This is a genomic window from Defluviimonas sp. SAOS-178_SWC, assembly GCF_039830135.1.
In the GTDB taxonomy this organism is placed as follows: domain Bacteria; phylum Pseudomonadota; class Alphaproteobacteria; order Rhodobacterales; family Rhodobacteraceae; genus Albidovulum.
The window spans coordinates 1,850,129-1,873,945 of record NZ_CP156081.1 but is presented as its reverse complement, the minus strand read 5'-3'; the positions used below and the strand labels follow the sequence as shown (position 1 = coordinate 1,873,945).

Below are 23,817 nucleotides of genomic sequence, written 5' to 3'. Positions count from 1 at the left end.
CGATCAGTCGGCGCCGTCCGCATAGGACCGTTCGGCGATCACGACGAGATCGGCGAAGACCTCGGGCGTGCCGACGATCACCCGACCGCCCTGCGCCACCATGTCGGCGGCATCCTGATCCTCGACGACGCCCCCGGCGCCCGCCACCAGAAGCTGGCCGGCAAGACAGTCCCAGGCGTTCATATGCTCCTCGACATAGCCGAGAAGCTTGCCGCTCGCGACATAGGCCAGCGACAGGGCGCCGGACGCGTTGCGGTAGAAGACGCCGCCGGCACCGATGATCTCGTTGACGAGCCGCTTGATCCCGCCCGCGCGCGTGCGCCCGGAAAAGCCGACGCCAACCGATCCGGTCCGGATGTCACGGCCGCGGAGAACGCCGATCCTGCGGTCGTTGCAGAAGGCCGGCCCGCCCCGGCGGACATGGTAGGTCTCGTCGTGGTTGGGGTCATGGATGACGCCGACCTCGGTCCTTTTGCCGACCACGCCGGCCAGGACCACCGTCCAGCCGGGAATCCCGTGGATGAAGTTCGTCGTGCCGTCGATCGGGTCGATCACCCAGGTGAACCCGCTCGTCCCGGGCTTCGGCGCGTCCTCCTCCCCGACGATGCCGTCTTCGGGGAAGGCGGCGGCAATTTCCCCGCGCACGAAGGCCTCAACGTTCTTGTCGGCCTCGGACACGAAGTCCTGATGGCTCTTGACCTCGACCGTCAACCCGTCGAAGCGCCGAAAATAATCGAGCGCGAGAGCACCTGCCTCTTGCGCGATGCGGCGTGCTTCGGCGTATCTTCTGTCGATGTCGTCCGCGTTCATTTCCGTCCCCGTTCACCCGCTCGTGTCACGGCGAGGCTAGCAGCATGACCACGCCTGCGCGAGACGCGATATTCGACCCGACGCGATTCCGGGCGGCGATCTTCGATCTCGACGGCACACTCGTGCACAGCGAGCATGTCTGGGAACAGGCGAAGATCGAAGTGACGGCGCGCTACGGCAAGCGCCCCAGCCGTGCGCTGCTCGACGCCCATGTCGGGCGGGGGTTGAAGGATTTTCTCGACGAACTCTTCGGGATGCCGCTGACGCCCGAGATGCGCCGCGTCATCGGCGACCAGATCGGCGCGGAGGCCGATCTCTGGCTCGACCGGCTGCGCGAACCGGTGCCGGGAGCCCGCAATTGGCTTCTTTCCCACGCCGAGGCGGGTCGCAGGATCGCGGTCTGCTCGTCGTCGCCGCGCCGGCATATCGACGGCGCGCTGGAGATGCTCGACCTTCGCGACATCGTCGAACTGTCGGTATCCGGTGCCGAACTGCCGGTCGGCAAGCCCGACCCTCTTCCCTTCGTGACGACGCTCAGAACGCTCGGTCTCGCCGCCGAAGACGCATTCGCGGTCGAGGATTCCGTGGCCGGCGCCCGCTCCGCCACCGGCGCCGGGCTATTCACCGTCGCCGTCGGCCCCGGCTGCACCGGCCCCGCCTACGATTTCTGCCAGATCCGCGCCGAAATCTATGCAGATCTGCCCCCCGCCCTCGCCACAGCAACAGGAGTACGCGACTAGCCCCGCCGGTTCGCCGGCACCTTTATTCAAAAAAGACCAACCAACGAGGAGGAGAAAATGACCCTATCCAAGCTGCTTTCATCGGTGGCCGTCGCCGCCGCCTTCGCCTGGACGGCATTGCCAGCCGCCGCGCAAGATTGTCCGCGCGGCGATCTCGACGAACGCTTCTGCGACGTCGACGGCGACCTGGTCGCCGATATCCCCACCGACCCGGCCCAGCAGATCGACCCCGACGAGTTGATCTTCGCCTACACGCCCGTCGAGGATCCCGCCGTCTACAAGACCGCCTGGTCGGATTTCCTCACCCATCTCGAAGCGAAGACCGGCAAGAAGGTCATCTTCTTCCCCGTCCAGTCGAACGCCGCCCAGATCGAGGCGATGCGCTCGGGCCGCCTGCACATCGCGGGCTTCAATACCGGCTCTAATCCGCTTGCCGTGAACTGCGCCGGCTTCCGTCCCTTCACCATCATGGCAAGCCTCGACGGCGGCTTCGGCTACGAGATGGAGATCATCACCTATCCCGGTTCCGGGGTCGAGAAGGTCGAGGACATCAAGGGCAAGCAACTCGCCTTTTCGTCCGAAACCTCGAATTCCGGCTACAAGGCGCCCTCGGCAATCCTCAAGGCCGATTACGACATGATCGCCGGCCGCGATTTCGAGCCGGTGTTCTCGGGCAAGCACGACAACACGATCCTTGGCGTGGCGAACAAGGACTACCCCGCCGGCGCCATCGCCAACTCGGTCATGGCCCGCATGATCGAGCGCGACGTCATCACCCCGGATCAGGTCGTCTCGATCTACAAGTCGCAGACCTTCCCGACGACCGGCTTCGGCGTCGTCTACAACCTCAAGCCCGAGCTTCAGGAGCAGATCCGGCAAGCCTTCTTCGACTTCAACTGGGACGGCACCACCCTTCAGACGGAGTTCGAGAAGTCCGGCGAAGGCCAGTTCCTTGAGATGAACTACAAGGATTTCTGGGACGTGATCCGCAAGATCGACGCGGCCAACGGCGTCAGCTACGCCTGCGAATGATCCGGACCGGCGGCGGCCTCCGGGTCGCCGCCTCTCTTGCAAGACATAGGGGCAGGCATGCTGAAGCTGGAAAAGCTGACCAAGACCTATCGCACCGGCGATCAGGCATTGAAGGCGGTCGATCTGGAGGTGCCGAAGGGGCAGGTCCTCGCATTGATCGGACCGTCGGGCGCGGGCAAATCGACTCTCATACGCTGCATCAACCGGCTGGTCGAACCGACCAGCGGCAAGGTCTGGCTCGGCGATGTGGAACTGAGCGGGCTCGGCGCCACCGCCTTGCGCCGCGAGCGGCGGCGGATGGGGATGATCTTTCAGGAATACGCACTCGTCGAACGGCTGACGGTGATGGAGAACGTGCTTTCCGGCCGGCTCGGCTATGTCGGCTTCTGGCGCAGCTTCACCCGGCACTATCCGCAATCGGACGTGGACGAGGCGTTCCGGCTTCTTGACCGCGTGGGCCTCGTGGAGATGGCCGACAAGCGCGCTGACGAACTCTCGGGCGGCCAGCGCCAGCGGGTCGGCATCTGCCGGGCGCTGATCCAGAACCCGGCGCTCCTTTTGGTCGACGAACCGACCGCCAGCCTCGACCCCAAGACCTCGCGCCAGATCATGCGGCTGATCTGCGAGCTTTGCGCCGAACGCGGGCTTGCCGCGATCATCAACATCCATGACGTGGCGCTCGCCCAGATGTTCGTCTCTCGAGTCATCGGGCTGCGCTTCGGCGCGGTCGAATTCGACGGCGCGCCCGAGGCGCTGACGCCCGACGTGCTGACCACGATCTATGGCGAGGAAGACTGGCAGGCCACGATCCGCAAGATCGAGGAAGACGAGGAGGTGCCGGCATGAACACAGCCCTCGACACCCGCCTCGGCCGCCCCTGGAAGAAACCGCCGCTGATAAAGCGCGCCTGGCTGCGATGGTCTCTGGCTGCCGGCGCGGTCATCTATCTCGTCCTCGCCATCGCCTCGATCAAGGTGAACTGGAGCCGGGTCTGGGAAGGCCTCGACCGTGGCGCGGCTTTCATCGCCTCTTTCGCGACGCCGGATTTCCTCACCCGTTGGGGCGATATCCGCGACGGGATGCTTGAGAGCGTCATCATGACGGTCGCCGCCTCTGTCGTCGGCATCCTGATCTCGATCCCCATTGGCCTCGGGGCCGCGCGCAACATCGCACCCCTGCCCGTCTACGTCGTCTGCCGGGGCATCGTCGCGATCAGCCGCGCTTTGCAGGAAGTCATCGTGGCGATCCTCCTCGTCGCGATCTTCGGCTTCGGCCCGCTCGCCGGGTTCCTGACGCTCAGCTTCGCGACCATCGGTTTCCTGTCGAAACTCTTGGCCGAAGATATCGAGAGCATGGACCGGGTCCAGGCCGAGGCGATCCGCGCCACGGGATCGAGCTGGATGCAGTGGATCAACTACGGTGTCCAGCCGCAGGTCATGCCGCGCCTCATCGGGCTGTCGATGTACCGGCTCGACATCAACTTCCGCGAAAGCGCGATCCTCGGCCTTGTCGGCGCGGGCGGCATCGGGGCGACGCTCAACACCGCGTTCGATCGTTACGAGTTCGACACGGCGGCGGCGATCCTTCTTCTGATCATCGGCACGGTCATGGCGCTTGAATACCTGTCGGGGATCATCCGGGCGAGGGTTCAGTAATGCCGGTCACAAGCTCCTCCGCCGGACAGAAGGTCTGGCAGCTTCGCACCCGCAACGAAAGCCTGATCCGCTGGGCGGCATGGCTCACCGGAACGGCGATCTTCCTCGTGTGCTGGAAACAGATATCGGACGCCACCACGTGGTTCTTCGTGTGGGATGCGCCCGCCATCGCCGGCGACATCCTCGACCGGGCCACGCCGCCACGCTGGAGCTACATGGACAAGCTCTGGTGGCCGATCTGGGACACGCTGAACATCGCCACCCTCGGCACGATCGGCGCGCTCTTTCTCGCCGTGCCGGTCGCGTTCCTCGCCGCGCGCAACACGACCCCCTCGACCCGCTTCGTGCGGCCCATAGCACTGCTGATCATCGTCTCGACCCGCTCGATCAACTCGCTGATCTGGGCGCTTCTCCTCATCGCGATCATCGGGCCCGGCGTGTTCGCCGGCATCATCGCCATCGCCATCCGCTCCATCGGCTTTTGCGCGAAACTGCTCTACGAGGCGATCGAGGAAATCGACAAGTCGCAGGTGGAGGCCGTCAGCGCGACGGGCGCCAGCCCGATGCAGGTCATGGCCTATGGGATCGTGCCGCAGATCCTGCCCGCCTTCGCCGGGGTCGCGGTCTTCCGCTGGGACATCAATATCCGCGAGTCGACCGTTCTCGGCCTTGTCGGCGCGGGCGGTATCGGGTTGCAGCTTCAGGCGTCGCTGAACACGCTCGCCTGGCCGCAGGTCTCGCTGATTCTTCTGGTGATCCTGTTCGCGGTCGTCGTCTCCGAATGGGTCTCTGCCAAGGTCAGGGGCGCGATCATCTGATGCGGACCGGAACCGACGCCGCCGCCGCCTTTGCGGCCTACGAGGCGGTGCGCCACCGCCTTCCCGGCGCTGCCTTTCCGCAGGCGCCAAGAGAGGTGGAGACCCTCGTCGCCCTGAGCGATGAGGCGGACGCCTTCCTCCTCGACGCCTTCGGCGTCCTCAATGTCGGCAACCGCGCGATCCCCCGCGCGCGTGAAACCGTCGATGTGCTTCGACGGGCGGGCAAGCGGGTGATCGTCGTCTCGAACGCGGCGAGCTATTGCAAGCGCGTGCTGCTCGACCGCTACCGCCGGATCGGCTTCGACTTCACGGCAGAGGATGTGATCTCCTCCCGAGACGCATTGCTGTCGGCGCTCGAAACCCAGCCACGACGGCGCTGGGGCATGATGGCGCCGCGCGCGGAGGGGCGTGAAGGGATCGAGCATCTCGACGCGGAGTTCCTTGAAGACGACCCCGACGCCTACGAGGCTGCCGAAGCGTTCCTGCTTTTCGGCTCCGGCGAGTGGACAGAAGCACGGCAGCAGCTCCTGCTCAGGAGCCTTGAACGGCGGCCCCGGCCTATCCTCGTCGGAAACCCCGACCTCGTCGCCCCGCGCGAACATGGCCTGACGCATGAACCCGGCTATTTTGCCCACCGGATCGCAGACGCCACGGGGATCGAGCCGGAATTCTTCGGAAAGCCCTTCGGCAATGTCTTCGACCTTGCGCTGTCGCGGTTGCCCGGCGTGCGCCCCCGGCGGATCATCATGGTCGGCGACACGCTTCAAACCGACATCCTCGGCGGTGCCGCGGCGGGCCTCAGGACCGCGCTCGTCACCGGGCATGGCGCGCTTCTGGGGCTGAACCCGCGAACGGCGATGGAGGCGTCGGGGATCGTGCCTGATTTCGTCATGCACGCGATCTGATCGGCGGCATCTGCCCGATGAAAGGTGAGTCGTCCCGTCGGACTCCGCCCGCCAAGGGACCGGACTTCCGGGCTTCCCGCGCCCGGATTTCAGGAAAAACGCTGTGTTTCCAATAAGTAGACGGCGCATTTGGGCAATTCCGCCATAATCTAATACATCTTTAAGGTTAGTTCGTCGCAGCGGCCTGTGAACAATCCAACAGCAAGAATACCGCCCCTGAACGCGGATCTCCGGTTTGGCCCCCGCATTGTTTCCGCCACCCCGTTATCGCACACGCATAGGTTAAGTCACGCCGTGCGGCAGGCATTAACCTTGCCCGATTTCGGAAAAAATACGCCACAGACCGGCCCGATTCACCCGTAGTTTACCGTCTTGTCGGCGGCGCAACTGCCGACGGGTTATGTGAGTGTCTTTGGTTTGATCGTACGAGTGTGGCCGGCACCTTTCCCGTCGGCCAGCATCTCCATGTCGGGGCGCGCAGCTCCGCCCCGGCATGCGAGTGTATGTGGGTATGCGTGAGTGTGAAAGGTTTAGTAGGTAAGAATGGAACACAACAATATTTCAACGAGTGCGTCGGGCACGGTATTGAAGCCCGCAGGAATGGCGACCCGGTCCGAGCCGGGTCGCCGCCCCCCCCGTCAAGAACCGATCCGCTGGACCCTTCCCGGCTTTTGCGGAAGCGCGCGGGTCACGACCTCGTTCGGCGACCTGCCGATCCAGGCCCTGCGCCGGCGCGATCCGCTGCGCACCGTCCAAGGCACACTCGCCACAGTCGACTGGATCGATTGCATCCAGCTCGAAGAAGATTTCCTTCATGCCAATCCCGATGCGCTTCCGGTCCGCATCAGCGCCGGCGCCCTCGGCAACGGGAGGCCGGAACGGGACGTGATCGTTTCACCGCATCAGGTGGTGAATGTCGCACCCGGCCAGTTCCAGCAGGATTTCCGCCGGGCGCGCGACCTCACCGACAAGCCGGGCATCATGCGGCAGCCCGAGATGTTGATCAGCTACTATGTCTTCCACTGCGCGGCCCCGGCCGCCGTGATGGTCGAAGGCCTTTGCGTCAGCGTCAGTCCCTGAGCGGGATCACTCCTCGACGTCCTTCGCGTCGGGCACGCCACGAAAGCCCGTCGCCACAACGAACTTTTCCGAACTGTCCGCCCGGCTTGCAGGCGGTTTCACATTCGCGACCTTGGTGAACGCCCGCTTCAGAAGCGCCTGCAATTCGTTCTCGGCGCCGCCCGCGAGGACCTTGGCGACGAAGGTGCCGCCCTCTTCCAGAACATCGAAAGCGAAATGCGCCGCCGCCTCGCACAGGGCGACGATGCGGAGGTGGTCGGTGCCCTTGTGGCCCGACGAGGCCGCCGCCATGTCAGACATGACGACGTCGGCCCGGCCGCCGAGCCAGGCTTTCACCTTCTCGTCGGCATCGTCGGACAGGAAATCGAGCTGGTGGATCTCCGCCCCCGCGATCGGCTCGACCTCCTGCAGGTCGACGCCGAGCACGCGGCCCACCTTCTTGCCGGACTTCTGGCCAAGGGCGTTGACCCGCTCCACCGCGACCTGGCACCAGCCGCCCGGCGCGCAGCCGAGATCGACGACCCGCGCGCCGGGGACGAGGAAGCGGAACTTGTCGTCCAGTTCGAGGATCTTGAAGGCCGCGCGGCCGCGATAGCCCTCTTTCTTCGCCCGCTGCACATAAGGATCGTTGAGTTGACGTTCCAGCCAGAGCGTCGAGGACAGCTTCCGGCCCTTCGCGGTCTTCACCCTAACGCGGAGGTCGCGCTGCCCGCGTCCCGATGTCTTGCCCGAAGGTGTCTTTGCCATGTCACTCCGCCCGGGCACGTCCCGCCGCACCCCGCCCTTTTTCGTTGGCCCAGTTAAGCAAAATACGCCCGGGCCGCAATCGTGCGAGAGTGCCTGACGATCAGAACGGTCCGTCTTCCAGAACGCCATCCGCCGACATCTGCGCATAAAGCAGACCCTCGCGCAGACCACGGTCCGCGACAGAGAGTCGGTTGGTCGGCCAGATCCGCATGAGCGCCTGAAGAATCGCGGCCCCCGACATGATCAGCGAATGCCGGTCACGGCCGATCCGGGGATCGTTGCGCCGCCCCGCCGGCCCCATGCTGAGATAGTCGCGGATCACCCGGTCGATCTGGTCGGAGGTCATCCTGAGCCCGTCGACCTTGGTCCGGTCGTAGCGCTTCAGCCCCAGATGGCTCGCCGCGACCGTGGTCACGGTACCGGACGTGCCGATGATCTGGAACCCCTCGCGCGGTTGCGAGGCATTGTAGGGCGAGAAATCCGACAGGTTCTCCTCGAAGTACCAGCTCATCAGCGCGAAGCGCGCCGCGTCGTCCTCGACATCCGAAAACTGGTCCTTCAGCGTCGCGACGCCAAGCGGCACAGAAATCCAGTCGACCACTTTCGCCGCCGGGAACGGGCTCTCCGGTGGGTGAAATCCGGCATGAAGCCGCATGATCGCCCGCGGACGCTCGCTTCGCGGCACGGCGGAGAGGTCGATCCAGACAAGCTCGGTCGAGCCGCCGCCGATATCCACGACCAGAAGCTGCTCGGTCTTGGTTGAGACCAGGGGGGCGCAGGACACGACGGCCAGCCGCGCCTCTTCCTCCGGCTGGATGATCTCCAGCGGCAGGGCGGTTTCCCGGGCGACGAGACGCAGGAATTCGCCGGCATTCTTGGCACGCCTGCAGGCTTCCGTCGCCACGAGCCGCATCCGCTTCACCTCGTGCTGCTCGATCTTGCGGCGGCAGATCTGAAGTGCCTGAACCGTCCGCGACATCGAAGACCGGCTGAGCCGCCCCGACGCCTCGAGGCCCTGGCCGAGTTGAACCGATTTGGAGAAGCTGTCCACGACATGAAACTGACTGCCCTTCGGCTGGGCAATCAGCATGCGACAACTGTTTGTTCCAAGATCCAGCGCCGCATAAAGCTGCGCGGAATCTGGCCTTGGGGTGCCGGGCGGCTCGACCGATCTCGGGAACGCGCCCGCACCTCCGGGACGCCTGGGCGCCATATTCGCGCCCTCCGATATGATGTTGGGTCCAATCTAGTGCCGCTACCGCATCCGTGCAAGCGACGTGGCGCTGCCCCGCCGCGATATTTGCGATCCTCCGGGCAGGTCGGCCGCGCGGCTCATGGTCTTCATGAAGATTTTTGGCATTCGCGGGCAACCCGCGCTGTGGCATCGAGGGCGCGCTCGCGCTATCCATGAAACGTAGGTCGCTCCGGTCGCGCACAATGTCGAAAAACGTCATCGGCGGTCGTGAAACCGGGAGTATTGAGGGCGCCAGAAAAGAGGAATCGTCATGGCAGATGTGACCATCGTCTATTGGCGCGACATTCCGGCCCAGGTCATCGTGGGCAAGGGTCGCCGAGGCGTGAAGAAACCGCTGCCGGAGCGGTTCGAACAGGCGATCGACCGTTGCGCCATGAAGACCGGCGCGGCTGGGACCGATGCCTATCTGGCCGAATGGCGCAAGGCGCCCCCGGTCGAGGTCGCGGGCGAGGATGCCGCAGTGGCCGCGGCCGAAGCCGCGCGGATCGACGCGGAATACGACACCGAGCGTCTCAAGACGCTCATCGCGAATGATGGCTGGGCGTGATACCCAATCGTTTTTGGAGGACGGCAATGGCGCTTCTGAACTTCCGCCGCAAGGAAACCCCGGCCCCCGCCGGCGTATCGGCCCCGGTCGAGGCCTTCCTGAAAGGCTATTCGATCGAGGTGATGCCCCGCACCGCCGAGAAGGTCGAGAGCTTCCGCGACCTGCTGCCTGCGGGAACGCGGGTCTACATCGCCCATATCGAAGGCACACCCATCGAGGACATGGTGGTGACGGCGAAGCGGCTGAACGCCGAGGGCTTCCCGGTCATGCCGCACTTCCCGGCGCGGATCGTCAAGGACAAGGCGACGCTCGCCGACTGGATCGCCCGCTATCAGGGCGAGGCCGACGTGAAGCAGGGCCTGATGCTCGCCGGCGGCGTTGCCGAACCGGTGGGTGAGTTCAACTCGTCCATGCAGCTTCTTGAGACCGGCCTCTTCGGCGGGTTCGAGCGCCTGCATGTCGCCGGCCACCCCGAAGGCAATCGCGACATCGACCCTGACGGGTCGGACAAGATGGTCATGGAAGCCGCGCGCTGGAAACAGGATTTCGCGAACCGCACGGACGCGAAAATGGCGATGGCCACGCAATTCTGCTTCGACGCCAAACCGGTCATCTCCTGGGTCAACCGGCTGAACGCCGAAGGCGTGAAGCTGCCGGTCCATATCGGTGTCGCCGGCCCGGCGAAGCTCCAGACCCTGATCAAGTTTGCCATCGCCTGCGGCGTCGGCCCCTCGCTCAAGGTGCTGCAGAAGCGGGCGATGGACGTGACAAAGCTGCTCCTGCCCTACGAGCCGACCGAGGTCGTGTCCGAACTCGCCGCGCACAAGGCCGCGAATCCGGATTTCGGCATCGAGGCCGTGCATTTCTTCCCGCTCGGCGGGATCAAGACCAACGCCACCTGGGCCATCGAGAATGGTGGCAAGTCCACCGTTCCGGCCGCGCAATCCTAAGAAATTGAGGGAAGTATGACCCGCACCGTCCTTGAATCGAAATCGAAAACCGTTGTCATCGGCTTTGACGAGCCGTTCTGCGTCATCGGCGAGCGGATCAACCCCACGGGCCGCAAGAAACTCGCGGCCGAGCTGGAGGCCGGCGATTTCTCCACCGTCGAGAAGGACGCGCTGGAGCAGGTCGCCTGCGGCGCGATGGTTCTCGATGTGAACGCGGGCGTGGTCTACAACTCCAACCCGAACCCGAACGAAACCGAACCGCCGCTGATGACGAAGATGATCAACATCGTCCAGGGGCTGGTCGATGTGCCGCTGTGCATCGACTCGTCGGTTCCGGGTGCGCTCGAGGCCGGGCTCGCGGCCGCCGAGGGACGCCCGCTTCTGAACTCGGTCACGGGCGAGGAAGATCGGCTGGAACTCGTCCTGCCGCTGGTGAAGAAGTACAACGTGCCGGTCGTGGCGATCTCCAACGACGACACCGGGATTTCCGAAGACCCGGATGTCCGCTTCGAAGTGGCCAGGAAGATCGTGCAGCGCGCCGCCGATTTCGGCATTCCCGCGCATGACATCGTGGTCGATCCCCTCGTCATGCCGGTTGGCGCGATGGGCACCGCCGGCCGTCAGGTCTTCGCGCTGGTGAAACGCCTGCGCGATGAGCTTGGTGTCAACACGACCTGCGGCGCCTCGAACATCTCGTTCGGCCTGCCGAACCGTCACGGCATCAATGCCGCCTTCCTGCCGATGGCGATCGGCGCCGGCATGACCTCGGCGATCATGAACCCGGTCCGCCAGATGGAGATGGAGGCGATCCGCGCCGCCAACTTCCTGATGAACCACGACGCCAATGGCGGCGAGTGGATCCGCTTCGCCAAGGTCCTGGAAGCGGTGGAGGGCGGCATGAGCTTCGCCGAAGCCTCCGCCAGCCAGACCAGCGCCGCGTCGGGCCGCCGCGGCGGCCGCCGTGCCCGCGGCTGATCGGCAAGAGCCAAAGGGATGACAAAAAACCCCGCGCAACGCGGGGTTTTTCTTTTTTCGGACATTCAGCTTTGGGACGCGCCCGACCTCGTCAGGGGGCCGCGCCCCTTCAGACCGGCCCGTAAAGCCGCTTCGCCTGCGAGAAGGACAAAAGCCGCCGCTCGCGCGCGTCCCAGAGGTGCAGCCTCGCGCATTCGAAGCTTTCGCGTAGCGTCATCCGCTGGGCTTGCGCCAAATCCGCGTGATCGCGCAGCACCTCGGTCAGCCGGTAGAACGGGATACGGCTGTAGAGGTGATGGACGTGATGAATCCCGATATTCGCCGTCATCCAGCGCAGGACACCGGGAAGGACGTAGTGCGAGCTGCCGTGAAGTGCTGCGTCATGCAGATCCCAGTCGGTATCCTTGTCCCAATAGGCTTCCTCGAACTGGTGCTGGATGTAGAACAGCCAGACCCCGGCCGCACCGGCGATAATCGACGTCGGCAGGAAAACCATCAGGACAGGCATCACGCCGCCGAACCAGATGATCAGCGCCAATGCGGCGGCAATCGCGACATTCGTCGCCATCGCGCTCGTCCAGTAGCGGGCGCCGGAGTGCATCAACCCGATCGGCAGCCGGTTCTGCAGAAGGAACAGGTAGCTCGGCCCCAGACCGAAAAGGACAAGCGGGTGCCGGTAGAGCCGATAGCGAAACCGTCCGAACGGCGTCAGCGCGCGGTACTCCTCGACCGTCAGCGTCGTCACGTCGCCCATCCCGCGCTTGTCGAGGTTACCCGCCGAGGCGTGATGCTCGGAATGCGTGCGCCGCCAGACGTCGTAAGGCGTCAGCGTCAGCACACCGAGCGCCCGCCCGACCCAGTCGCTCACCGTCCGGTTCCGGAAGAAGGCGCCGTGGCCGCAATCGTGCTGGATCGCGAAGATCCGCACCAGGAATCCCGCGTTCAGGACCGCAAGGCCAAGCGCGAGCCAGAGGCTGACCGAAAGCGCCCACCATGCCAGCGCCCAGATCAGGAAGAACGGAATCAGCGTGACTCCGAGTTCGAAAATGCTGCGTCCGGTTCGCGGTTCGCGGTAGCGTGCAAGCACCTGCACCCAGCGCCGCGCGGGTTGATCGGATGGGTTCGCGCATTTCCGCGCCGTTTCTTTGTTTCTCACGCCCGGGAAGCTCCTGCCTGACGGGTGTTCCGATATACTAAAGACAGGATTCCGCAACCCCGCGCAGTGTCCGGGCCCGCGCGGCGGGAATTCGATTGACCTCAAGCGCGGTGAAGACATGGATCGTCCCGAGGTCGGGATCGACGACGGCATGATCACTGACCCAGCCGCCCATCGCCACATAGGACCGAAGAAGCGGCGGCAGGCCCTGCATGGCCCGCCGGCGGTCCGGGACCCGTCCGCGAAGCCGCGCCGCAAAGCGGAAGAGATCGGGCGCTTTTTCCTTCGGCAGCCAGCGCTCCGGCCCAAGATGCCGGGCGCAGAGAAGTGCGAACGCGTCGAGATGCGCTTCGACATCGGTGCCCTGAAAGGACGAACACCCGAACAGCATCTCGACCCGTTCCTCGTCCACATGGCGGGCCATCGCGCCCCAGGCGACGCGCAGGATGTCGGGATCGTGCCACTCCGGATCGAGGCAGAAGCGCCCCATCTCCACCATCCGGCCGGGATAGGCCGCAAGCGCCGAAAGGTCGTAGAACTGCGCGGAATAGCTGCGCCCCGCCTCGGCCCCGTTCCTCAGGTCAAGCAGCCGGAACGCCGCGACGGGCGCGCCGCTCCACCTGTCCTCGACGAGCACATGACGACAGATCGCGTCGAAGGAATCCGCGTCGGTCGCGACCACCTTGCCACGGCCTCTCGCCGCCCGGAACGCCCGCCAGCGCAGGCCCTGGGCGCGCCGGATGTCGTCTTCTGTCTCGGCGAGGCGCGCCTCGTAGCGGCCTGCCCTGAATGCCCGCATCGTGAGCGTTCTCCGGCTTGGCGGGAACCGTTTCGCCGCCTACATTCAGCCCGAGCAACACTCTATCCGATCCGGATGGCGAAACGACAAAGAAATGAGGGAATGTCATGGCTGCGAAGATCCACAAGACCGATGAGGAATGGCAGTCACAACTCTCGGACCTTGCCTACAAGGTCACACGCAAACACGCCACCGAGCGGGCGTTCACCCACGATGATTTCCCCAAGGGGCCGGCAACCTATCACTGCGTCTGCTGCGGCGCGCCGCTGTTCGACTCCGAAACCAAGTTCGATTCCGGCACCGGATGGCCCAGCTTCTACCGGCCGATGGACGCCGACGCGATCGGAGAAACCGAGGACCGGAGCTGGTTCATGCGTCGGACCGAGGTCCACTGCGCCGCCTGCGACGCCCATCTCGGCCATGTCTTCCCCGACGGGCCGAAACCGACGGGCCTGCGCTACTGCGTCAATGGCGTGGCGTTGACGCACCGGCCGAAGGAATGATGGCACATGCCGGGGCCGGGACACCGCCCCTGCGAACGCCGCCGGTCAAGTGTCGTTCAGGAGCTGCCCGGCGCTGATATTGCCGATATTGCCCAGAAGCTGACGCAGGAAGCCGAGGCCCTTGATGTTGCTGTCCGTGACCCGGCGCGAGATCACCACCGCCTGGCCGTTCTCCAGCCCGAAACGCTCGACATTCTCGACCGTCCCGCCCTCGTCGAAGCTGATCGCGACGACCTCGCGGTCGATCTCCTGAGGCTCGCGCGGACCGTAATGACGGAAGCGGCTGCCGACATAGTACCAGGCCCCACCGGTCAGCAGCCCGGTCGAGGACGGCCGGCCAACCGCTTGCGCGACGTCCTCCCGCGTGGAATCTCCGACGACAATCTTTTCAAGATCCTGATCGCGCGGAACGTAGCCGTGGTTCTGGTAGAGTGCGGTGCAGGCGGAAAGCGCCATCAGCAGCAGCACGACCGCGCCGCGCCTTACCCCGAAACCGAGCCTGCCCATACCACCCTCTTGCCTTGACGCCTCAAGCCTTCTATCCCGCTTACAACATGCCGGGCCGGTCCTTCAAGGACGAAGCACCCTGCCCGAACTGGTCCCCTGAACGCGAGCCGCAGATGACGTTCGACGCCCCGCCCTTTTCGCATCCCGTCCGTGTCACCGAACTCGCCGGACGAAAACCGACGCGGTTCGACATTGCCCCCGATGCCGGGGCGCGGGCGCGGATCGCGGCGGCGCTCGACATCCTGTCCGTCGAGATGGCGCGCCTTCAGGGAGAGTTGCGCCCCGCGGGCCGGCACGACTGGACGCTCGACGCCCGGCTGACGGCGACGGTCACGCAAGCCTGTATCGTCACCCTTGCCCCCGTCACGATCGAAATCGACGAAGCGGTGGTGCGGCGCTTCCTGTCCGACATGCCTGAGCCCGAAGGCGACGAGGTTGAGATGCCGGAAGACGACAGCCTGGAACCCCTGCCCGAGACCATCGACCTCGGCGCCATCCTGGTCGAGGCGCTGGCCCTCGCGCTGCCGGCCTATCCCCGCGCCGATGGTGCCAAACTCGGCACCATGACGGCGGCCGCACCGGGCGCGGAACCGCTCGACGACGACGCGATAAAGCCCTTCGCGGGGCTTGCGGATCTCATGAAAAAGGCCGATAGGGACGAATGATCGCGGTCGGGATCGACCCTGCCTCCGCAGCGCCAGAAAAGACTTGCGCCCGCGCGGAATCGCAGTATGTTCCCGGCCTCGCTTGAACGTTGGGTTCGCACCCGGTCGCTTTGCGGCAACCTGTGACGAAACCCCAGGAAAACCGGGCCACGGCCCCAAATAGCCCGAGGTTGAGACATGGCTGTCCCTCAGAACCGGACCACGCGGTCCCGCCGCAACATGCGCCGCGCACACGATGCTCTGGTCGCCGCGAATCCGAACGAATGCCCGAACTGTGGCGAACTGAAGCGTCCGCACCACGTTTGCGGCGCCTGCGGTCATTACAATGACCGCGAGATCGTCGCCCAGACCGCCGAAGTCGACCTGGACGAAGACGCGGCGTAAGGCCGCGTCCGAACGGCCGGCGCGATGCCGTCACCGAATGCCATGCAGCCCGAGGCCCCCGGACACGGGACCTCGGGCCGTATCGTTATTTCCGTCGACGCGATGGGCGGTGACCGGGGGCCGTCGGCCGTCGTCGCCGGCATGGCCGAATCCGCCGTCAGAAACCCCGAGATCGAATTCATCGTTCATGGCCCCGAAGCCGAACTGGCGCAGCTTGTCGGCAAGCGCCCGGAACTCGCCGGCCGCTGCACGATCCGGCATGCGGCGGGCGTCGTCACGATGGACGACAAGCCCGGTCAGGTCATGCGCCACGGCGAAGGCACGTCGATGTGGTCGGCGATCGAAAGCGTGCGCAACAAGGAAGCGACCGTCGCGGTAAGCTGCGGCAATACCGGGGCACTCATGGCGCTTTCGGTGATCCGGCTGCGGAAACTTCCCGGCGTCAACCGGCCCGCCATCGCCTGCCTCTGGCCGTCACGAAATCCCGGCGGTTTCAACCTCATGCTCGACGTCGGAGCCGACATCAAGGCCGACGCGCCCGACCTTCTGCAATTCGCGCTGATGGGCGCATCCTACGCCCGTAACGGGCTTGGCATCGACCGGCCACGGATCGGGCTTTTGAATGTCGGGACCGAAGATCACAAGGGCCGGGCCGAGTTGAAGCAGGCCCAGGATCTGATTCAGGCGGCGACCGAGACCGGCGGCTTCGACTATGCCGGCTTCGTCGAGGGCGGGGATCTGCCCTCTGCCCGCGTCGATGTGATCGTGACTGATGGCTTTACCGGCAATATCGCCCTGAAAACCGGGGAAGGCACGGCGAAACTCGTCGGCGACTTCCTGAAGGAGGCGTTCAACGCCAGCATCCTTTCGCGCTTCGCCGCGCTTCTCGCGCTTGGCTCGCTGCGCCGGTTGCAGGCCCGGATCGACCCTCGGCGGCAGAATGGCGGTGTCTTCCTCGGGCTGAACGGCACGATCGTCAAGTCGCATGGCTCGGCCGACGAGACCGGCGTGTCGGCGGCGATCAAGCTCGCGTTCAAACTCGCCAAGTCCGGCTTCCAGGAACGCCTCGCGGCACGGGTTGCCTCTGCCGCGCAGGCGGGGCAGGATGCCGCGCAAGTTGGTGAAGCAGGCGGAACACATTCATGACAATCCGTGCCGTGGTCCGGGGCGTCGGGCATTATCTGCCCGAGCGCGTGGTGCCGAATTCCGAGTTCGAGGCACGGGTCGACACCACCGATGAATGGATCCGCGCGCGAACCGGAATCGAGCAGCGCCATTTCGCCGCCGATGGCGAAACGACGTCCGACCTTGGCGCCAAGGCCGCGACAGCGGCTCTGTCCGATGCCGGCATGTCGGCGGACGATCTCGACGCGATCATCGTCGCGACCTCGACGCCCGACCTGACCTTTCCCTCCGCCGCGACGATGGTTCAGGCGAAGATCGGCATGAAAAAAGGCTTTGCCTTCGACGTGCAGGCGGTCTGCGCCGGCTTCGTCTTCGCATTGGCCAATGCCAACGCCCTGATCCTTTCCGGGCAGGCAAGGCGGATTCTCGTCATCGGGGCGGAGACGTTCAGCCGCATTCTCGATTTCACCGACCGCTCGACGTGCGTCCTTTTCGGCGACGGCGCCGGCGCCGTGGTGCTTGAGGCGGCGACCGGCACCGGCCGTCCGGACGACCGGGGCATCCTCGCGACCGACCTTCACAGCGACGGCAGCCACCGGGAGCTTCTCTACGTCGATGGCGGCGTTTCCACGACCGGCACGGCGGGCCATCTGAGGATGCAGGGCAACCAGGTCTTCCGCCACGCGGTCGAGAAACTGGCCGAGACGGCACATGCCGCGCTCGACAAGGCGGGGCTGACCAGTGGCGATGTCGACTGGATCGTGCCGCATCAGGCGAACCTGCGCATCATCAGCGCCACGGCGAACCGGATGCAGGTCCCGATGGAGCGTGTCGTCGTCACCGTGCAGGATCACGGCAACACCTCGGCCGCGTCGATCCCCCTCGCCCTGTCGGTCGGCAAGGAGCGTGGACAGATCAAGCAAGGCGACCTTCTCGTCACCGAAGCGATCGGCGGCGGGCTGAGCTGGGGGTCGGTCGTTCTCAGGTGGTGAAATCCCGCTTGAAAGCCCCTCCCCAAGCCATTGATATTGACTCGGAAATTTAATCCGACCATCCTCCCCCAAACAACAGGGGGACGAGATGACCGAAAAGACGTTGACTCGCATGGATCTGAGCGAAGCGGTTTTCCGCGAAGTCGGCCTTTCGCGCAATGAATCGGCGCAGTTGGTCGAAGGTGTCCTGCAACACATGTCGGACGCTCTGGTGGACGGCGAGACGGTCAAGATCTCGTCTTTCGGCACCTTCTCGGTGCGCGACAAGGCGGCCCGCGTCGGCCGCAACCCCAAGACCGGCGACGAAGTTCCGATCCACCCCAGGCGGGTCCTGACCTTCCGGCCCTCGCATCTGATGAAAGACCGCGTCGCGGCAGGCAACAGAAGCTGAGGCCCCACGTCATGGAGAAATCGGCCGAGGCCTTTCGCACGATCAGCGAAGTCTCTGAGTACCTGGATACGCCCGCGCATGTCCTACGGTTCTGGGAAAGCCGATTCTCGCAGGTGAAGCCGGTGAAGCGCGCCGGCGGGCGCCGGTACTACCGGCCCACCGATCTCGCGCTTCTCGGCGGCATCAAGAAGCTTCTCCACGAGGACGGGCTGACGATCCGTGGGGTTCAGAAGATCCTGAAGGAACAGGGCGTGCGCCACGTCGCGAGCCTCTCGGATGTCGACATCACGCGGGGCGACAGGGCCGATACCTCCGAAGCGGCCAAGTCCGCGACGATTCCGGCGGCGGCGTCCCAGCCAGAGGCCGGCCATTGGCCGGCCGCGCCCTCGCCGGACGCGGCGGCCGACGGCGACGACCTCGTGCCCGATCCCGAAGACGACGCCGAAGCATCGCCTACGGCCACCACGCCACCGCCATCGCGGCCCGCGGTCTCGCCCGGGGCGGAGCGTCGGGACGAACTCGACCGCCAGCGCCGCGCGCCCGAGGCGCCGATGCAGGTCGATGTTCCGACGCTGCCCAAGGGAACGGCCGACAATGTCCTTCCCCTTGGCAACGACACTGCGGCGCGCCCGCGCGCCGACCAGCCGATCGTGGCGCCACGACCCGCCCCGACCAATCCCCCCGCCGCCGCGATGCTGCGGGCGATGGATGCATTGCGCGCGCGCGACAAGAGGAGCGAGCTGACCTCGGTCTATCTCAGGCTCGTCGACCTCAAGGAACGTCTGGCGCAAAGCGACCGGCCCGCGCAGAAGTAAGCCCCGATCCGTGGCCCGAATTTTCATCGCTTCCGGATTGCGTTTTGGCGCTTGCCCCCGCCCCGCCAATCGGCCTATACCGCGCAGCGTCGGGCCGTGGCGCAGCCTGGTTAGCGCGTCCGTCTGGGGGGCGGAAGGTCGTGAGTTCGAATCTCACCGGCCCGACCATCACCGAACCGCCCACTCCGTTCGCGGGGTGGGCGTTCGCATGTCAGGAGCGTGCAGATGACCGGCACCGGCGTTCTTGCCGACGGGGCGATCCGCAGGATGATCGCGGAGGGCGCAATCGCCGCCGATCCCGCCGTGACCGATGCGCAGGTCCAGCCGGCGAGCCTTGATCTGCGCCTTGGGCATGTTGCGTACCGCGTCCGCGCCTCCTTCCTTGCCGGCAAGGGCCGCACGGTTCAGAACCGCATCGCCGAGTTCGAGATGCACCGGGTCGACCTGCGCGAGGGCGCCGTGCTCGAAAAGGGCTGCGTCTATGTCGTGCCGCTGATGGAGCGTCTCTCGCTGCCGCGCGGCCTTACCGCCGTCGCCAATGCGAAAAGCTCGACCGGGCGGCTCGACCTCCTCACCCGGACCATTGCCGATGGCGGCGAGGAATTCGACCGCATTCCGGACGGCTATTCCGGCCCCCTCTACGCGGAAATCTGCCCCCGGTCCTTCTCGGTCCTCGTCCGGCCGGGGATGCGGCTCAACCAGATCCGCTTCCGGCAGGGGCAGGCAGTTCTCTCCGACGCCGAACTCGGCGACCTGCACCGGCGCGATCAACTGGTCTCCGGGACAGCACTGATTTCGGACGGTCTTGGATTCTCGGTCGATCTGAAGCCGGCCGAGGGTGACCTTGTCGGCTACCGCGCCAAACCGCATACCGGGGTAATCGACCTCGACCTTATCGGCCATTACGCGCCTGCGGATTTCTGGGAGGAGGTCCGGACCACCGAGGCGCGGATCATCCTCGACCCCGGCGCCTTTTACATCCTCGTCAGCCGCGAGGCGGTGACGATCCCGCCCGATTACGCGGCCGAAATGGCCCCCTATCTGGCGATGGTCGGCGAATTCAGGGTCCATTACGCCGGATTCTTCGATCCCGGTTTCGGCTGGGCGGAAGCCGGCGGCGCCGGATCGCGCGGGGTGCTGGAGGTGCGCTGCCACGAAGCCCCCTTCGTGCTGGAACATGGCCAGGTCGTCGGGCGGCTGGTCTACGAACGCATGGCCGCGCGCCCGGACCGGATGTATGGCGCCGGCATCGCGTCCAACTACCAGGGACAGGGCCTCAAGCTCTCCAAGCACTTCCGGGCGGCGTAACGCGCGGCCTTCTACCGCCCGAGCCGCCGCGTGATCCTCGCCGCCTTCCGGGCGCGCTTGGCCAGCGCCCGCGCATCGCGCGCCTGTCCGTGATCCGCAGTCTTCGCGCCGCCCTTGCGGCTCGCGTAGCCGACGCCTTTGTTGATACCGAAATTGACCAGGCGGCGCACGACCGTGTTGATCACGATGTTCAGAAGACGGTTCAGGTTCATATTCCAACGCCCTCTCAATCCTCGAAGAGCTCGCTCTGCCCGATCTGGTCCTCCGCCTCGTCGTCCGGCAGGGCCGCGCTGCCCGGCAGCGGACGATTGTCGAGAAGCCCGGCCGCCCGAAGCTCCTTCAACCCCGGCAGGTCGCGCGCCGACTCAAGGCCGAAATGGTCGAGGAATTGCTGCGTGACGACATAGGTCACCGGCCGGCCCGGCGTCATCCGCCGTCGGCCGAAGCGGATCCATTCAAGCTCCAGCAACTGGTCGACGGTCCCGCGGCTGACCGCGACACCGCGGATCTCCTCGATCTCCGCCCGCGTTGCGGGCTGGTGATAAGCGATGATCGCCAGCGTCTCGATCGCCGCGCGGCTGAGTTTGCGGGTCTCGACGGTTTCCTTCTGCATCAGGAAGCCAAGATCGGGGGCCGTCCGCATCGCCCAGGCGTCGCCGACCTTGACGACCCGCACGCCGCGCCCCTCGTAGCGCTTTCGCAGATGCACCAGCGCCTCCGCCGGGTCGGCGCCATGCGGCATCCGCGCCTCCAGCTCGGCAACCGTCACAGGATCGGCGGAGGCGAAGAGGATGGCCTCCACCATGCGCTCCTGCTCGGCGATGGGCGGCGCCTCGAAAAGGCTCTTCTCGGCGGTGCTCGTCTCGGTCACGTTTCTTTCCGTCTGATGGCGATGGGCGCGAAGGTGTCGGCCTGTCTCAACTCGATCCGTCCCTGTTTGGCAAGTTCGAGGGAGGCCGCGAAGGTCGCGGCGGTGGCGGAACGTCGCCGGGCGGGATCCGCAGTCCAGCCGTCGGGAAGATAGGACGAAAGATCGGTCCAGTCACCGGCGAAACCGATGAGCCCGCGCATCCGCTCCAGCGCCTGCTCCATAGTGAAGACATGGTGGCGGTCCATCGCGTAGGGCCGGAATTCGTCATGGGTGCGGATGCGTGCATAGGCTTGCATGAGGTCAAGCAGCGTTGCGCTGTAGGTGACCTTCCTCAGGCGCGTCACATCCTCGGGAATGCCGCGCTCAAAGAAATCGCGCCCCTTCTGGTCGCGTCCCATGAGCCGCGCCGCCGCCTCGCGCATCGCCTGAAGGCGTTCGAGCTGAAAGGCGAGATGTGCGGCCAGTTCCTCGCCCGACGGGCCTTCGTCGGTGGGATCGGGCGGCAGGAGTAGGCGCGACTTCAGGAAGGCGAGCCAGGCCGCCATCACCAGGTAATCCGCCGCAAGCTCGATGCGCAGGGCCTTGGCCTGATTGACGAAATTCAGATACTGCTCGGCCAGTTGCAGGACCGATATCTTCCGCAGATCGACCTTCTGGGTCCGCGACAGGGTCAGCAGGATGTCGAGCGGGCCCTCGAACCCGTCAACATCGACGATCAGCGCCTCGGCCGCGAGCCGGTCGCTGACCGTGACCGTGTCTTCCTGAAAGCCGTCCGGCTCAGCCATACGCCCGTCCCTTCGAAAGCGCCTCAAATTCGGCCTCCAGAAGGGCGGTGTCAATGGGATCAGGTGTCTGCCGGCAGGCCAGTGCCGCCTCGGCGCGGATCGAGGCGGCCGGACCGAGGCGGCCGGCGGCGGCGACCACCGCCTCCATCTCCGGCCGCTTGCCGTTGCAATGAAGCGCGATATCGCACCCCGCCGCGATGGCCGAACCCGCCCGTTCGCCGATCGACCCGGACAGCGCTTCCATCGACAGGTCGTCGCTGAGAAGCAATCCGCCGAACCCGATCCGGTCGCGGATCATGGCGATGACGGCGGGAGAGGAGGTGGCCGGACGGCCGGGATCGAGGGCGTCGAAGACGATATGCGCGGTCATCGCCATCGGCAGATCGGCGAGTGCCGAGAAGGGCGCGAAATCCGTGACTGCAAGGTCGTCGAGCGGTGCCGAGACGCGCGGCAGGTGGAGGTGGCTGTCCACGACCGCACGACCGTGACCGGGCATGTGCTTCACCACCGGAAGAACGCCGCCCGACAGGAGCCCCTCGGCCGCCGCCCGCGCCGCCCTGGCTACCGTGGCCGCGTTGTCGCCGAAGCACCGGTTTCGCAGGAAAGGATGGGTGTCCGGCCCGGCAATGTCGGCGCTCGGCGCGCAATCGGCGTCGATCCCGACGGCGCGCAACTCCTCCGCGATCAACCGGTAGCGGAGCCAGAGCGCACGCTCATAGCGCGCCGCCCCGGCCGCCGCGACCTCGTCCAGCGGCGGCTGCCATTCGCGCCAGTGCGGCGCGCGCAATCGCTGCACGCGCCCGCCCTCCTGATCGACCAGCACCGGCGTGTCGCGGCCGACGCTTGCCCTGAGGTCTGCGGTCAGGCGGCGAAGCTGCCCGGGCGTCTCGACGTTCCGGGCGAAAAGGATGAAGCCCCAGGGGTCCGAGTCGCGAAAGAACGCGGCCTCGTCCTTTGACAGGACGGGGCCTTCGCACCCAAGGACCGTGGCCGAAGCCGCTTCGGGCATCAGCGCACCACGGCGGGCACGCATTCGGCGTTGTCGGCCTTGAGCGCGGCGCAGAAGCGCCGCGCGTCGTCGAGATCGGAAAACCCTTCGACCCGAAGCCGGTAGAAGGTCTGGCCGCCGCTCGTCGCAGCCTCGATCACCCGGCGCTTGCCGTCGAGAAGCGCACCGAAGCGGGCGGAAGCTTTGTCCCATTCGAGCCGGGCCCGCGCCTCGTCCGGATAGGCGCCGATCTGCACCAGCCGCGTGCCCTCGGCCAAAGTGTCGGGCGCGACGTCGAGAGACTGCGGCGCGAGCGCGGCCGCGACGGCGGCGGCGGCCGCTTCGGCCATTGCGTCGATATCGACATCGGATGCGGGCCGAGCCGCCGGGCGCAGCGACGCCGACACGCCGGGGATGTCGGCGGAAATCGCCTCTGCAGAGGCGCGTGGTTCCTCGATTCCGGCATCCAGCGGTACGCCCTCGACCGGGCCGTCCGGCAAGGGTTCATCCGGGCGCAGCGCGGCGAGCACCGGCGCCTCCACGCCAGGGGCGTCGGCCACCGGCGCTTCGGTGAAGTCGCTGCCCGGCGCGGTCAACGGCAGCAAGGTCGGCGGAACACTGTCTTCCGCGGAGGCAGCAAGCTCCCCCATCGGCTGGTCTTCCTCGGCAAGTCCGTCGGGACGCGGCGCGAGGGTCAGCCGGTCGGCCGGATCGCCCGCCGTCCCGTCGGCCGCGATCTCGTTCACAGCCATGCCCTGATGGACGGCAAGTTCGCCGCCCGGATCGTCCGGGGCCACCCGCGCCGGGCCTTCCAGCGCCTGGATCACCGGTACACCCCGCACGTCGCGGACGGCGAGGTTGTAGGCCCACAAGCCAAGCCCGGCGATCAGCGCGACCGAAGTCACCGCGCCGGCGCCGTTCATCCATCTCTGCATCCGTCCACCCTGCCCCGCCGAAGCCGGCCGATGGGCACGATAGGCGTCAAATTCGTCGAAATCCGCGTCCGCCATGCTC

At 66.0% G+C, this 23,817-nt stretch carries 29 protein-coding genes and 1 tRNA gene; 19 read left to right on the top strand and 11 right to left on the bottom strand.

Going from position 1 to position 23,817, the window contains the following annotated elements:
* Nucleotides 1-3 precede the first annotated feature (3 nt).
* The gene (locus V5734_RS10080) at nt 4-810 is read right to left on the bottom strand and encodes an inositol monophosphatase family protein (protein WP_347313366.1); all 807 of its coding nucleotides are present in this window, start codon (nt 808-810) and stop codon (nt 4-6) included.
* A 44-nt stretch (nt 811-854) separates the two neighbouring features.
* Here V5734_RS10080 and V5734_RS10075 point away from each other — a divergent pair, with 44 nt between their 5' ends.
* The 7 genes from V5734_RS10075 (at nt 855) to V5734_RS10045 (ending at nt 7,040) form a co-directional block, all read left to right on the top strand.
* The gene (locus tag V5734_RS10075) at nt 855-1,550 is read left to right on the top strand and encodes an HAD family hydrolase (protein WP_347313365.1); all 696 of its coding nucleotides are present in this window, start codon (nt 855-857) and stop codon (nt 1,548-1,550) included.
* Between the two features lie 57 nt (nt 1,551-1,607).
* Nucleotides 1,608-2,582, top strand: a complete 975-nt coding sequence (gene phnD / locus V5734_RS10070) for a phosphate/phosphite/phosphonate ABC transporter substrate-binding protein (RefSeq protein WP_347313364.1) — start codon at nt 1,608-1,610, stop codon at nt 2,580-2,582.
* A 57-nt stretch (nt 2,583-2,639) separates the two neighbouring features.
* Nucleotides 2,640-3,428 (top strand): phosphonate ABC transporter ATP-binding protein, encoded by a 789-nt coding sequence (phnC, locus tag V5734_RS10065; RefSeq protein ID WP_347313363.1) that lies wholly within the window; start codon nt 2,640-2,642, stop codon nt 3,426-3,428.
* A complete protein-coding gene (phnE, locus tag V5734_RS10060; RefSeq protein ID WP_347313362.1) occupies nt 3,425-4,237 on the top strand; it encodes a phosphonate ABC transporter, permease protein PhnE in 813 nt (270 codons plus the stop codon). Before phnC ends, phnE (V5734_RS10060) begins: the two co-directional genes overlap by 4 nt.
* A complete protein-coding gene (gene phnE / locus V5734_RS10055; RefSeq protein WP_347313361.1) occupies nt 4,237-5,055 on the top strand; it encodes a phosphonate ABC transporter, permease protein PhnE in 819 nt (272 codons plus the stop codon). Before phnE (V5734_RS10060) ends, phnE (V5734_RS10055) begins: the two co-directional genes overlap by 1 nt.
* The gene (locus tag V5734_RS10050; protein WP_347313360.1) at nt 5,055-5,960 is read left to right on the top strand and encodes an HAD-IIA family hydrolase; all 906 of its coding nucleotides are present in this window, start codon (nt 5,055-5,057) and stop codon (nt 5,958-5,960) included. The genes phnE (V5734_RS10055) and V5734_RS10050 overlap by 1 nt, the downstream gene beginning before the upstream one ends.
* A gap of 600 nt (nt 5,961-6,560) precedes the next feature.
* Nucleotides 6,561-7,040, top strand: coding sequence for a Hint domain-containing protein (locus V5734_RS10045; protein ID WP_347313359.1), 480 nt, complete (start codon nt 6,561-6,563; stop codon nt 7,038-7,040).
* Nucleotides 7,041-7,046: 6 nt separating this feature from the next.
* On the opposite strand, the gene V5734_RS10040 is transcribed toward V5734_RS10045, so the two are convergent.
* On the bottom strand, nt 7,047-7,787 hold the full coding sequence (locus V5734_RS10040) for an RlmE family RNA methyltransferase (protein ID WP_347313358.1): 741 nt from the start codon (nt 7,785-7,787) through the stop codon (nt 7,047-7,049).
* A 100-nt stretch (nt 7,788-7,887) separates the two neighbouring features.
* On the bottom strand, nt 7,888-9,000 hold the full coding sequence (locus V5734_RS10035) for a Ppx/GppA phosphatase family protein (RefSeq protein WP_347313357.1): 1,113 nt from the start codon (nt 8,998-9,000) through the stop codon (nt 7,888-7,890).
* A gap of 292 nt (nt 9,001-9,292) precedes the next feature.
* On the opposite strand from V5734_RS10035, the gene V5734_RS10030 reads away from it, so the two are divergent.
* From V5734_RS10030 to V5734_RS10020, 3 genes are read left to right on the top strand one after another with little or no spacing between them, the layout of a single operon-like run.
* Nucleotides 9,293-9,589 (top strand): virulence factor, encoded by a 297-nt coding sequence (locus V5734_RS10030; protein WP_347313356.1) that lies wholly within the window; start codon nt 9,293-9,295, stop codon nt 9,587-9,589.
* 26 nt (nt 9,590-9,615) lie between these two features.
* Complete coding sequence (locus V5734_RS10025; protein ID WP_347313355.1) at nt 9,616-10,539, top strand: methylenetetrahydrofolate reductase; 924 nt, start codon at nt 9,616-9,618, stop codon at nt 10,537-10,539.
* A gap of 15 nt (nt 10,540-10,554) precedes the next feature.
* The gene (locus V5734_RS10020; protein ID WP_347313354.1) at nt 10,555-11,514 is read left to right on the top strand and encodes a methyltetrahydrofolate cobalamin methyltransferase; all 960 of its coding nucleotides are present in this window, start codon (nt 10,555-10,557) and stop codon (nt 11,512-11,514) included.
* A 109-nt stretch (nt 11,515-11,623) separates the two neighbouring features.
* Here V5734_RS10020 and V5734_RS10015 read toward each other — a convergent pair whose 3' ends face one another.
* The gene (locus V5734_RS10015) at nt 11,624-12,670 is read right to left on the bottom strand and encodes a fatty acid desaturase (RefSeq protein ID WP_347313353.1); all 1,047 of its coding nucleotides are present in this window, start codon (nt 12,668-12,670) and stop codon (nt 11,624-11,626) included.
* Between the two features lie 37 nt (nt 12,671-12,707).
* Nucleotides 12,708-13,469, bottom strand: a complete 762-nt coding sequence (locus V5734_RS10010; RefSeq protein ID WP_347313352.1) for a GNAT family N-acetyltransferase — start codon at nt 13,467-13,469, stop codon at nt 12,708-12,710.
* A 107-nt stretch (nt 13,470-13,576) separates the two neighbouring features.
* Between V5734_RS10010 and msrB the strand changes: the two genes are divergently transcribed.
* Nucleotides 13,577-13,972 (top strand): peptide-methionine (R)-S-oxide reductase MsrB, encoded by a 396-nt coding sequence (gene msrB / locus V5734_RS10005; protein ID WP_347313351.1) that lies wholly within the window; start codon nt 13,577-13,579, stop codon nt 13,970-13,972.
* A gap of 45 nt (nt 13,973-14,017) precedes the next feature.
* Here msrB and V5734_RS10000 read toward each other — a convergent pair whose 3' ends face one another.
* Nucleotides 14,018-14,479 (bottom strand): outer membrane protein assembly factor BamE, encoded by a 462-nt coding sequence (locus V5734_RS10000; RefSeq protein WP_347313350.1) that lies wholly within the window; start codon nt 14,477-14,479, stop codon nt 14,018-14,020.
* A gap of 113 nt (nt 14,480-14,592) precedes the next feature.
* Here V5734_RS10000 and V5734_RS09995 point away from each other — a divergent pair, with 113 nt between their 5' ends.
* From V5734_RS09995 to V5734_RS09960, 8 genes are all read left to right on the top strand, one after another.
* Nucleotides 14,593-15,144, top strand: a complete 552-nt coding sequence (locus V5734_RS09995; protein WP_347313349.1) for a YceD family protein — start codon at nt 14,593-14,595, stop codon at nt 15,142-15,144.
* Between the two features lie 177 nt (nt 15,145-15,321).
* The gene (rpmF, locus tag V5734_RS09990; RefSeq protein ID WP_347313348.1) at nt 15,322-15,528 is read left to right on the top strand and encodes a 50S ribosomal protein L32; all 207 of its coding nucleotides are present in this window, start codon (nt 15,322-15,324) and stop codon (nt 15,526-15,528) included.
* 24 nt (nt 15,529-15,552) lie between these two features.
* Nucleotides 15,553-16,674, top strand: a complete 1,122-nt coding sequence (gene plsX / locus V5734_RS09985; RefSeq protein ID WP_347313347.1) for a phosphate acyltransferase PlsX — start codon at nt 15,553-15,555, stop codon at nt 16,672-16,674.
* Nucleotides 16,671-17,645, top strand: coding sequence for a beta-ketoacyl-ACP synthase III (locus V5734_RS09980; RefSeq protein WP_347313346.1), 975 nt, complete (start codon nt 16,671-16,673; stop codon nt 17,643-17,645). Before plsX ends, V5734_RS09980 begins: the two co-directional genes overlap by 4 nt.
* 88 nt (nt 17,646-17,733) lie before the next feature.
* Complete coding sequence (gene ihfA / locus V5734_RS09975) at nt 17,734-18,036, top strand: integration host factor subunit alpha (RefSeq protein ID WP_347313345.1); 303 nt, start codon at nt 17,734-17,736, stop codon at nt 18,034-18,036.
* A gap of 11 nt (nt 18,037-18,047) precedes the next feature.
* Nucleotides 18,048-18,851, top strand: coding sequence for a MerR family transcriptional regulator (locus V5734_RS09970; RefSeq protein WP_347313344.1), 804 nt, complete (start codon nt 18,048-18,050; stop codon nt 18,849-18,851).
* A gap of 90 nt (nt 18,852-18,941) precedes the next feature.
* Nucleotides 18,942-19,019, top strand: a tRNA-Pro gene (locus V5734_RS09965).
* Nucleotides 19,020-19,076: 57 nt separating this feature from the next.
* Nucleotides 19,077-20,159 carry a 2'-deoxycytidine 5'-triphosphate deaminase gene (locus V5734_RS09960; protein ID WP_347313343.1) on the top strand — a complete coding sequence of 361 codons (1,083 nt, stop codon included), beginning with the start codon at nt 19,077-19,079 and terminating at the stop codon, nt 20,157-20,159.
* Nucleotides 20,160-20,170: 11 nt separating this feature from the next.
* Here V5734_RS09960 and V5734_RS09955 read toward each other — a convergent pair whose 3' ends face one another.
* From V5734_RS09955 to V5734_RS09935, 5 genes are all read right to left on the bottom strand, one after another.
* Entirely contained in the window at nt 20,171-20,371 is a 201-nt protein-coding gene (locus V5734_RS09955; protein ID WP_347313342.1) for a hypothetical protein, read from the bottom strand.
* 14 nt (nt 20,372-20,385) lie between these two features.
* The gene (scpB, locus tag V5734_RS09950; protein WP_347313611.1) at nt 20,386-20,964 is read right to left on the bottom strand and encodes an SMC-Scp complex subunit ScpB; all 579 of its coding nucleotides are present in this window, start codon (nt 20,962-20,964) and stop codon (nt 20,386-20,388) included.
* Between the two features lie 62 nt (nt 20,965-21,026).
* Complete coding sequence (locus V5734_RS09945; protein ID WP_347313341.1) at nt 21,027-21,815, bottom strand: segregation and condensation protein A; 789 nt, start codon at nt 21,813-21,815, stop codon at nt 21,027-21,029.
* Nucleotides 21,808-22,824: a glycoside hydrolase family 3 N-terminal domain-containing protein gene (locus V5734_RS09940; protein WP_347313610.1), complete on the bottom strand. Its 1,017-nt coding sequence runs from the start codon at nt 22,822-22,824 to the stop codon at nt 21,808-21,810. Before V5734_RS09940 ends, V5734_RS09945 begins: the two co-directional genes overlap by 8 nt.
* The gene (locus tag V5734_RS09935) at nt 22,824-23,813 is read right to left on the bottom strand and encodes an SPOR domain-containing protein (RefSeq protein WP_347313340.1); all 990 of its coding nucleotides are present in this window, start codon (nt 23,811-23,813) and stop codon (nt 22,824-22,826) included. Before V5734_RS09935 ends, V5734_RS09940 begins: the two co-directional genes overlap by 1 nt.
* Nucleotides 23,814-23,817: the final 4 nt, after the last annotated feature.

Coding starts and splice junctions, on each gene's coding strand:
- V5734_RS09995 (WP_347313349.1), top strand. CDS start 14,593: ATGACGTTCGACGCCCCGCCCTTTTCGCATCCCGTCCGTGTCACCGAA.
- V5734_RS09940 (WP_347313610.1), bottom strand. CDS start 22,824: ATGCCCGAAGCGGCTTCGGCCACGGTCCTTGGGTGCGAAGGCCCCGTC.
- phnE (WP_347313361.1), top strand. CDS start 4,237: ATGCCGGTCACAAGCTCCTCCGCCGGACAGAAGGTCTGGCAGCTTCGC.
- V5734_RS09980 (WP_347313346.1), top strand. CDS start 16,671: ATGACAATCCGTGCCGTGGTCCGGGGCGTCGGGCATTATCTGCCCGAG.
- V5734_RS10035 (WP_347313357.1), bottom strand. CDS start 9,000: ATGGCGCCCAGGCGTCCCGGAGGTGCGGGCGCGTTCCCGAGATCGGTC.
- phnE (WP_347313362.1), top strand. CDS start 3,425: ATGAACACAGCCCTCGACACCCGCCTCGGCCGCCCCTGGAAGAAACCG.
- V5734_RS09970 (WP_347313344.1), top strand. CDS start 18,048: ATGGAGAAATCGGCCGAGGCCTTTCGCACGATCAGCGAAGTCTCTGAG.
- phnD (WP_347313364.1), top strand. CDS start 1,608: ATGACCCTATCCAAGCTGCTTTCATCGGTGGCCGTCGCCGCCGCCTTC.
- V5734_RS09945 (WP_347313341.1), bottom strand. CDS start 21,815: ATGGCTGAGCCGGACGGCTTTCAGGAAGACACGGTCACGGTCAGCGAC.
- V5734_RS10045 (WP_347313359.1), top strand. CDS start 6,561: ATGGCGACCCGGTCCGAGCCGGGTCGCCGCCCCCCCCGTCAAGAACCG.
- scpB (WP_347313611.1), bottom strand. CDS start 20,964: ATGGTGGAGGCCATCCTCTTCGCCTCCGCCGATCCTGTGACGGTTGCC.
- V5734_RS10020 (WP_347313354.1), top strand. CDS start 10,555: ATGACCCGCACCGTCCTTGAATCGAAATCGAAAACCGTTGTCATCGGC.
- phnC (WP_347313363.1), top strand. CDS start 2,640: ATGCTGAAGCTGGAAAAGCTGACCAAGACCTATCGCACCGGCGATCAG.
- rpmF (WP_347313348.1), top strand. CDS start 15,322: ATGGCTGTCCCTCAGAACCGGACCACGCGGTCCCGCCGCAACATGCGC.
- plsX (WP_347313347.1), top strand. CDS start 15,553: ATGCCGTCACCGAATGCCATGCAGCCCGAGGCCCCCGGACACGGGACC.
- V5734_RS10030 (WP_347313356.1), top strand. CDS start 9,293: ATGGCAGATGTGACCATCGTCTATTGGCGCGACATTCCGGCCCAGGTC.
- V5734_RS10000 (WP_347313350.1), bottom strand. CDS start 14,479: ATGGGCAGGCTCGGTTTCGGGGTAAGGCGCGGCGCGGTCGTGCTGCTG.
- V5734_RS09960 (WP_347313343.1), top strand. CDS start 19,077: ATGACCGGCACCGGCGTTCTTGCCGACGGGGCGATCCGCAGGATGATC.
- V5734_RS10010 (WP_347313352.1), bottom strand. CDS start 13,469: ATGCGGGCATTCAGGGCAGGCCGCTACGAGGCGCGCCTCGCCGAGACA.
- ihfA (WP_347313345.1), top strand. CDS start 17,734: ATGACCGAAAAGACGTTGACTCGCATGGATCTGAGCGAAGCGGTTTTC.
- V5734_RS10080 (WP_347313366.1), bottom strand. CDS start 810: ATGAACGCGGACGACATCGACAGAAGATACGCCGAAGCACGCCGCATC.
- V5734_RS09955 (WP_347313342.1), bottom strand. CDS start 20,371: ATGAACCTGAACCGTCTTCTGAACATCGTGATCAACACGGTCGTGCGC.
- V5734_RS09935 (WP_347313340.1), bottom strand. CDS start 23,813: ATGGCGGACGCGGATTTCGACGAATTTGACGCCTATCGTGCCCATCGG.
- V5734_RS10040 (WP_347313358.1), bottom strand. CDS start 7,787: ATGGCAAAGACACCTTCGGGCAAGACATCGGGACGCGGGCAGCGCGAC.
- V5734_RS10075 (WP_347313365.1), top strand. CDS start 855: ATGACCACGCCTGCGCGAGACGCGATATTCGACCCGACGCGATTCCGG.
- V5734_RS10025 (WP_347313355.1), top strand. CDS start 9,616: ATGGCGCTTCTGAACTTCCGCCGCAAGGAAACCCCGGCCCCCGCCGGC.
- msrB (WP_347313351.1), top strand. CDS start 13,577: ATGGCTGCGAAGATCCACAAGACCGATGAGGAATGGCAGTCACAACTC.
- V5734_RS10050 (WP_347313360.1), top strand. CDS start 5,055: ATGCGGACCGGAACCGACGCCGCCGCCGCCTTTGCGGCCTACGAGGCG.